The 7,629-nt window shown below is 36.8% G+C and carries 6 protein-coding genes, 1 tRNA gene and 1 pseudogene; 4 read left to right on the top strand and 4 right to left on the bottom strand.

Annotation, left to right across the window (positions count from 1 at the left end):
* Nucleotides 1-143, bottom strand: a pseudogene (locus E1176_RS21085) (transcriptional repressor); the annotation flags it as partial.
* A 48-nt stretch (nt 144-191) separates the two neighbouring features.
* On the bottom strand, nt 192-2,405 hold the full coding sequence (locus E1176_RS09600) for a RelA/SpoT family protein (protein WP_155210396.1): 2,214 nt from the start codon (nt 2,403-2,405) through the stop codon (nt 192-194).
* Nucleotides 2,406-2,493: 88 nt separating this feature from the next.
* Here E1176_RS09600 and E1176_RS09595 point away from each other — a divergent pair.
* From E1176_RS09595 to clpX, 4 genes are all read left to right on the top strand, one after another.
* Nucleotides 2,494-2,575, top strand: a tRNA-Leu gene (locus E1176_RS09595).
* Nucleotides 2,576-2,668: 93 nt separating this feature from the next.
* The gene (gene tig / locus E1176_RS09590; RefSeq protein ID WP_155210395.1) at nt 2,669-4,003 is read left to right on the top strand and encodes a trigger factor; all 1,335 of its coding nucleotides are present in this window, start codon (nt 2,669-2,671) and stop codon (nt 4,001-4,003) included.
* A 118-nt stretch (nt 4,004-4,121) separates the two neighbouring features.
* A complete protein-coding gene (locus E1176_RS09585) occupies nt 4,122-4,796 on the top strand; it encodes a ClpP family protease (RefSeq protein WP_155210394.1) in 675 nt (224 codons plus the stop codon).
* Nucleotide 4,797: 1 nt separating this feature from the next.
* Nucleotides 4,798-6,033: an ATP-dependent Clp protease ATP-binding subunit ClpX gene (gene clpX, locus E1176_RS09580; protein ID WP_155210393.1), complete on the top strand. Its 1,236-nt coding sequence runs from the start codon at nt 4,798-4,800 to the stop codon at nt 6,031-6,033.
* A gap of 29 nt (nt 6,034-6,062) precedes the next feature.
* Here the strand turns inward: clpX and lpxB are convergent, their stop codons facing one another.
* A complete protein-coding gene (lpxB, locus tag E1176_RS09575; RefSeq protein WP_155210392.1) occupies nt 6,063-7,169 on the bottom strand; it encodes a lipid-A-disaccharide synthase in 1,107 nt (368 codons plus the stop codon).
* A gap of 1 nt (nt 7,170) precedes the next feature.
* Nucleotides 7,171-7,587, bottom strand: a complete 417-nt coding sequence (locus tag E1176_RS09570; RefSeq protein ID WP_155210391.1) for a 6-pyruvoyl trahydropterin synthase family protein — start codon at nt 7,585-7,587, stop codon at nt 7,171-7,173.
* Nucleotides 7,588-7,629 lie beyond the last annotated feature (42 nt).

The raw sequence follows: 7,629 nt of genomic DNA, 5'->3' as shown, positions 1-7,629 counted from the left end.
GACTCAACATCGAAATGACCATCTCTTGAGTAGATTTCTTCGAGTATAGCATATCTCTCGGGGGTTTTTCTTAAGCCCTTATTTTCCAGATATGCCGTGAAGATTTTCTTTACTTCGGCAAAAACTTTTTCGTTGAGTGCCATTCGCCTATGCTTTTAGGGATGCAAATATAGGATATCTTTTCTAGAATTTTAATCGTGGTATTCAAACCTTGATACCTTAAAGACACCATCTACTTTTTCTAGCTTGGTAATAAGTAAATCTAAGTGTCTCGTATCATTTACATAAAGCATAATATCCCCTTCAAAAATACCCGACTCTGTATCAATAGACATTGACCTCATGTTTACCTTCAACTCATCTGAAATGATAGCTGTGACATCGTTGATAAGACCTACGCGATCGGTACCAATTATTTTTAAACCAACAAGAAATGCAGACCTATGCTGGGAGGTCCATTTTGCTTTTACTACTCTATGCCCATGGTTTGCTAAAAGTTCAGGGGCGTTTGGACAGGTAGTTCTGTGAATTTTGATCCCTTCGTTTACAGTTACAAAGCCGAAGACATTATCACCAGGAATTGGATTGCAACATTTTGAAAGCTTATAATCTATGACATCCATATCCTCACCAATGAGAAGAATATCATCAGACTTAACTTTTACTATCTCTTTTGCGAATGATTTGGCATCAGAAACCTTGGAAGCAGGCCTTTGCTTTATGGTCGAGGTGGGTTTAAACTCCTTAAACTTTTTAAAATCTTTGGTATTAATAATACCCTTACCTATTCTATAAAATAGATCTAGTTGCGTATTGACATTAAAAAATGCCCTCAATCTATCGAAGGTCTCATTATTAGCTTCAAACTTTAACTGTTTCAGTTTTCTAAGCGCAATCTCCCTACCCTCTTCTGCGATAACCTTTTTATCTTCTTTAAGCTCATCTTTAATTTTAGATTTAGCTTTGGAGGTAACGACAAATCGCAACCAATCTTCGTTGGGCTTTTGCTTACTCGATGTGAGTATTTCTACCTGATCACCATTTTTTAACTCATAGTTAATAGGCACAAGTTTTTGATTGATCTTGGCTCCTATACAACGAGCCCCCACCTCGGTATGAATATCAAAAGCAAAGTCTAAAGCTGTGGCGCCATGAGGCAGTGTTTTGAGCTCACCTTTAGGTGTAAAAGCAAAAACCTCTTCATTAAATAAGTTTCCTCTAAAGTCATCTACAAATTCGAGAGCTGAAGAGTCATTCTGCTCCAGCATGTCTCTTACTTTACCAATCCATTGTTCCAGACCGGAGGTTTGGTTATTTACATTGTCTTTATATTTCCAATGAGCAGCATAGCCTTTTTCTGCAATCTCATCCATTCTGGTAGTTCTAATCTGAACCTCAACCCACTGACCATTTCGAGCCATTACAGTTGTATGCAATGACTCATAGCCATTAGCTCTGGGTGTACTAATCCAATCCCTTAATCTATCAGGATTTGGTTTATAAAAATCGGTAACGATGGAGTATACCTGCCAGCAGTCTGCCTTTTCTGTTTCCATCGATGAATCTATTATAATGCGTATGGCAAACAAATCGTATACCTCTTCAAAAGGAATGTTTTGTTTCTTCATCTTATTCCAAATGGAATAAATTGATTTAGGCCTACCTTTTATAACATAATTGAAATCCTGAGCATTAAGCGATTTTTGAATTGGCCTAATAAAACTTTTGATAAAGCGATTTCTAGCTTCCTTGGTGGCAGCTATCTTACTTACAATCTCAGAAAAGGTATCTCGCTCAGTATACCTTAGGTATAAATCTTCAAGTTCTGATTTTATTGCATAAAGCCCGAGGCGATGTGCCAGTGGTGCGTATAGAAATATGGTTTCAGAAGCTATCTTATACTGCTTATTTTCTGGCATGCTCCCTAACGTACGCATGTTGTGAAGCCTATCAGCTAGTTTAACCAAAATAACCCTTACATCTTCTGAAAGGGTAAGCAACATTTTTCTGAAATTCTCTGCTTGCTGAGAGCTTCCATGTTCAAATACTCCTGAAATTTTAGTGAGCCCATCGATTATTCTGGCTATTTTCTTACCAAAATTTCTTTCAATGTCCTTGATGGTCCATTCTGTATCTTCAACTACATCATGCAGCAAAGCAGAGATGATTGATGTTGTACCCAACCCAATTTCTTCTACACAAATCCTAGCTACGGCTAGTGGATGAAAAATGTAGGGCTCTCCGGATTTCCTGCGCATACCATCATACGCCTCCATTGAAACATTAAATGCTTTTCTGATTTTTTTTGAGTCATCGTCTTTAAGAAAAGGCTTGGCTTTTCTTAGCAATTGCCTATATCTACGAACTATTTCCTTGTTTTCCTCTTCTACGTCTACAGCGATCATAAAGTCTTTAAAACTATTCTCAATTTTTTTTACTCAAATATTGCACTATAAAAAATAATATTTACATTTGCACTCCAATTTATTGAAAGCGGATGTGGCGAAATTGGTAGACGCACTAGACTTAGGATCTAGCGCCTCCGGGCATGGGGGTTCGAGTCCCTCCATCCGCACAAAAATTAACCCTCGATCTCCCGATTCTATTGCAATATAGGATCAGTGGTTGAGGGTTTTTATTTATTACTAACATTAAAACAATTACTGCTTTGGATATCACATTAGACAAAAAAAGCTCCACAGAAGCCTCTATTAAAGTTACATTAAAGGAGAGTGATTATCAACCCAATGTAGAAGAAAAAGTAAAGGAGTATGCCAAGAAAGCAAACATCAAAGGCTTCAGACCAGGCAAAGTTCCTACTGGCTTAATTAAGAAGATGTACGGCAAATCTATTATTGTCGAAGAAGTAAATAGCATTTTATCAAAATCACTTCAGGAGTACATTAAAGAAAACAATATTCAGCTCATCGGTGAGCCTCTTCCTGACATGGAAAAGGCAAGCCAAATTGATTGGGAGAATCAAAAAGACTTTGAGTTTGACTACAACATCGGACTTGTAGATGAGTTTGATTACGATCTTTCTAACAAACAGAAAGTGAAGTCATACAAAATAGAGTTGGATAAAAAAGCTCTGGACGAGACACTTGAAAATGTTAAAAAACAATTTGGAGAAAGCACCAACCCTGAGGTAAGTGAAGAAGGTGATGCTTTCTACGGTGAATTAAAACAAGTTGAGGGCGAGCTTTCTAAAGAAGGTGTAATACAGTGGGATGATCTTGACAAAAAAGAACATAAGAAGTTTACAGGTGTAAAGCCTGGTGATATTGTAGAATTAGATATCCAAAAAGCTTTTAAGGATCACGCTACCATAGCTCACTTGCTTGATGTAGGTCATGAAAAAGCTAAGGAGCTAACCGGTAAGTTCACATTTATAATCAATAAAATAAATAGAATTGAGCCTGCTGAGCTTAATCAGGACTTGTTTGATAAGGTTTTTGGCAAAGACAGCATCAAATCTGAAGAAGAATTTGTTGAAAAAGTAAAGAACACGGTAGAAGAGAATTACAATCGTGAAACAGACCACTTACTTGACAGAGACATCAAAGATCATTTCGTAAAAAATACGAAGATTGAAATACCAGTTGAGTTCTTGAAAACGTGGTTGTTACAATCAAATGAAGGAAAAGTAACTGCTGAAGATATCGAAAAAGAAATCGATGAATATGTGAAGCAGCTAAAGTGGGATCTCATCAAAAATAAAATCGCAGAGAAAAGCGAGATTAAGGTAGAGAATGAAGAGGTTGTTGATAAGGCTAAGAATATGATTTTACAGCAACTTGGCGGACAGGGTATGGCAGAGCAAATGAAAGATCATTTAGATTCTTTTGCAGACAATTACCTTAAAGGTGAAAATGGTCAAAACTATATGAAAGTATTTGGTGAGGTAAGAGATGAGAAAATCTTAAATCACATAAAAGATGAGATTACTATCACCGAAAAGAAAGTGACTCTTGATGAATTTCAAAAGATAGTTTCGAACTAATCAACCTCACTTTGAGTTTATTTGAAAGCCCTATCTTATAGGGCTTTTTTTCGTATTAATAGACAATAATGCTAATTTGTTGTTATAATTGAGCATAAACCGATTAAACAAAATCAAAATGATCAATAAAGAAGAATTTAGAAAATTTGCCATTAAAGATCAGGGCATAAGCGGACATACATTTGATGATTACTCTAGTGCTATACAGAATATGACTCAGTATGTAATCGAGGAAAGACCTGGAAACTTTAGAGCAATTGATGTCTTTACAAGATTAATTTCTGATAGAATCATTTTCTTAGGAATGGGAATTGATGATCAGATCGCCAATATAATTACTGCTCAATTATTATTCTTAGAGTCCAGCGACCCTAAGAAGGACATAATTATGTATATAAACAGCCCTGGAGGTTCGGTATATGCTGGTTTGGGTATTTATGATACCATGCAATATGTAAACCCTGATGTAGCCACAATTTGCACAGGATTGGCAGCATCTATGGGAGCCGTTCTATTGGCTTCAGGTCATGAGAAAAAAAGATCAGCATTACCTCACGCAAGAGTTATGATACACCAACCCATGAGTGGCATGCAAGGGCAGGCTTCAGATATGGAAATATCATTGAAACAAACGCTGGAGGTTAAAAAGGATTTATATAATATATTATCTAAGCACAGTGGTCAGAAATACGATAAAATCGAAAAAGATTCTGATAGAGACTACTGGATGAGGGCTGCAGAAGCTAAATCTTACGGCCTGATTGACGAAGTATTAGAAAGAAAAAGTAAATAATATGGCAGAAGTAACTTGCTCATTTTGTGGTAGAAATAAGAAAGACGTTGACCTGATGATATCGGGTATACATGCACACATTTGTGATAAATGTATCTCTCAGGCCAACCAAATCTTAAGTGAAGAAAAAAAGAACACTCAAAACGACACGGGTGCACCTAACTTTAATTTGGTGAAGCCGATGGAGATGAAGAAGTTCTTAGATGAATTTGTGATTGGGCAGGATGAAGCTAAAAAAGTATTATCAGTTGCTGTATATAACCATTACAAAAGGTTAATGCAGAAACCAACAGATGATGATGTAAATATTGAGAAATCGAACATCGTAATGGTTGGTGAGACCGGTACAGGTAAAACATATTTGGCACGAACACTGGCTAAAATTTTACAAGTACCTTTCTGTATTGCGGACGCCACAGTCTTAACAGAAGCAGGTTATGTTGGTGAAGATGTAGAAAGTATTCTTACCAGGCTTTTGCAATCTGCTGATTATGAAGTTGAAGCTGCAGAAAGGGGAATTGTATATATAGATGAGCTTGATAAAATTGCCAGAAAATCTGACAACCCATCTATTACCAGAGATGTAAGTGGTGAAGGTGTACAACAGGCTTTGTTGAAGTTATTGGAAGGAACTACAGTAAACGTACCACCGCAAGGGGGCAGGAAGCATCCTGACCAAAAAATGATCTCTGTAAATACTGAGAATATTTTATTTATTTGTGGTGGGGCTTTTGATGGTATTTCCAGAAATATTGCCAAACGTATTAATACCAGGCCACTAGGTTTTGCATCTTCTGAAGAAGAGTTAAATCCTTTAGATGTAGAAATGGATAACCTTTTGCAATATGTTACAGCACAAGATTTAAAGAGTTTCGGGCTTATCCCCGAGCTAATCGGTAGATTACCGGTACTTACTTATTTAAATCCATTGGACGCTAAGACGTTGAAACTGATCTTAACCAAACCTAAAAATGCTTTGGTAAAGCAGTACAAGAAACTATTTGAAATGGAGGAAATTGAAATAGACTTCAAAGATGGTGCCCTGGATTTTATCGTTGAGAAAGCAGTGGAATTTAAGCTTGGTGCGAGGGGCCTTAGGTCAATCTGCGAGGCCATTGTAAATGATGCCATGTTTGAGCTTCCTTCAGAAGAAAATAAGGAGAAACTAGTTATTAATAGAAGCTATGCTGAAGATAAATTCAGCAAATCTAAATACAGCAAGCTTAAAGTAGCTTAACTGTCAAGAATTCCTAGATAATTTAGAAGCTAGCTCACTGAGCTAGCTTTTTTTTGATTTTCTACAATTAGTTTTGCAGTATTTTCAGAAGCACTACCGACATCAAGGGTTTTAATGATCTTATCATACTCCAACTTGATGTTAGCAAGGTATTCAGTGTCAGTTAGTAATCTATCTAACTCTTCTGCCAGTGAATCAGTATTAAACTCATCCTGAATGAGCTCTTTCACCACCTCTTTATCGGCAATTAGATTTACTAGTGAAATATAAGGAACTCGAATAAGTCTTTTAGCGATCGTATACGAGATTTTACTTGTTCTGTAAACAACCACCTGTGGCACCTTCCATAGAGCAGTTTCAAGAGTTGCAGTACCCGAGGTAACAACAGCTGCATCAGCCCCAGATAATAAATCGTAACTATTGCCTTTAAACAATACCACATTATCCATCTTACTGATTTCAGCATAGTAACTATCATCAAGGTTGTTTACGGTAGCTACAGCAAAATTTATATCAGTTTTACGACTGGCCAACTCAATGAAATATGGCAACATATTCTTAAGCTCCTGTCCCCTACTTCCGGGTAGCAAAGCAACGTACTTACTTGGTAAATTAGAGGCAGTTGGTTTGTGAGATTTGACTGCATCCATTACTGGATTTCCCACATAATTGACTTCCCAAACGAACTTCGCAAAAAATTCTTTTTCAAAGGGTAAAATGACATACATAAAGTCAACTATGCGCTTGAGTTTTAATGCCCTTTTCTGATTCCAGGCCCATACTTTAGGCGATATGTAGAAATGCACCGGTATGCCTGATTTTTTAGCATACTTGGCGATTTTCATATTAAAACCACCATAATCGATCAGAATTATTGCATCAGGTTTATATGTGTCAATTTCTGATTTACACTGATTAATAAATCCACGTATCTTAAAAATATTTTGAAGGACCTCGATAAAGCCCATGAAGGCCATTTGTTTATAGTGCAATAAAATCTCCACACCTGAGGCCTGCATATTATCACCTCCGAATCCTTTAAATTCAGAATCAGGCTCTTCTTTTATGATTGCCTTTACTAAATTCCCTCCATGAAGGTCCCCTGACCGTTCTCCAGCTATGATAAAGTATTTCATACTAGCCGTAGTATTCTACAAAATTTCGAGGGGTTTCATAAAGTTTAATACAGTGCAATTGCGCTGTATCGCTAACAGTTGGTAGGGTTCTCTCTAATATTTTCCAGAATTCGATAGCTAAGTTCTCGGTACTTGCCATCTTATCCTTCATAAAGTCGACATCAAGATTGAGGTTCTTATGATCCACCTTATCTGTAATTTCTCTTCGGATTAGCTGACTTAGCTTTTTAAGATCAACAACAAATCCCGTGTCGGGTTCTGGTTCGCCTTTAACGGTCACTATTAAATCAAAATTATGGCCGTGCCAGTTAGAGTTAGCACATGGGCCGAAAACCTCTTCATTCTTTTCTTTAGACCACTTAGGGTTAAATAGTTTATGAGCTGCGTTAAAGTGTTCCTGTCTACTTACAAATATCATCGCCATTCCTTTTCTGAGTGCAAATATAAGAAGCTATTTTTT

Source organism: Fulvivirga aurantia, from assembly GCF_009711475.1.
Taxonomy (GTDB): domain Bacteria; phylum Bacteroidota; class Bacteroidia; order Cytophagales; family Cyclobacteriaceae; genus Fulvivirga; species Fulvivirga aurantia.
Note: the sequence above shows the minus strand (reverse complement) of the source record. Positions and strands in the feature narration are given on the sequence as shown.